The sequence below is a fragment of the Acinetobacter sp. 228 genome, from assembly GCF_048147885.1.
Map to the genome: position 1 here is coordinate 1 of NZ_JAYWYV010000596.1, position 1,034 is coordinate 1,034.

Below are 1,034 nucleotides of genomic sequence, written 5' to 3' on the forward strand. Positions count from 1 at the left end.
TACAACCACCAAAACAGCCACGCATAATATTGACCGAGAATTTGATCATATCAAATGCAGGGAAACGCGCATCTCCATATGCAGGATGCGGCAAACGTGCATATGGCAAATCAAATACATAATCCATTTCCTCTGTTGTTAGAGGAATTGGAGGTGGATTGATCCAGACATCACGCTCACCATGACGTTGAACCAAAGCACGTGCATTACCCGGGTTGGTTTCAAGGTGCAAAATACGGTTTGCATGTGCATAAAGTACTTGATCATTCGCCACTTCTTCAAAAGAAGGTAAACGAATTACAGCCAATTCTCGCGGAGGTAACTTGTGTTTAATCGCTTTTGACTGAGCAGGCTTTAGCTGAACAATCTGAGTATTTTCATCAAGTTGGTCGCCTTCACGTACAATCGGATTTGCAACAATTTCTTTTTGAAAACCTTGATATTGAGCTAGTGTGTTGCCTTTATCTTTCTCAATTTCACAACCATCAATATCTTCAGTCATGATATATGGGTTAATAATTGGGTCAACACGCCCAATCGTATCTACATCATTACTGGCAATTTCAACAAATTTTGCTTTAGCCGCTTTGTTATGTTTATTAATAATAAATGCTGTACCACGAACATCTGTAATCTCGTGGATTTTTTCACCTTTAGCCAAACGGTGCATCACATCGATAATGGCTCGTTCACCATTACCATACATAAGCATATCAGCTTTTGAATCCATCAAAATTGAACGACGAACTTTGTCTGACCAATAATCATAGTGCGCAATACGACGTAAACTACCCTCAATACCACCTAATAGTACAGGTACATCTGGGAATGCTTCACGACAACGTTGGCAATAAACCGTTGCCGCACGGTCAGGGCGTTTATTTGGTTCGTTATTAGGAGAATATGCATCATCCGAACGGATTTTACGATCTGCCGTATAGCGGTTGATCATCGAATCCATATTGCCCGCAGTCACTCCCCAAGCAATCGTTGGCTTACCCAATACACGGAAACTTTCAACATTGGTCCAGTCT

General features: G+C 41.2%; 1 pseudogene. It reads right to left on the reverse strand.

The annotated features are described in order from the left end of the window. A pseudogene (locus tag VXQ92_RS21120) lies at positions 1 to 1,034 on the reverse strand (YgiQ family radical SAM protein); the annotation flags it as partial.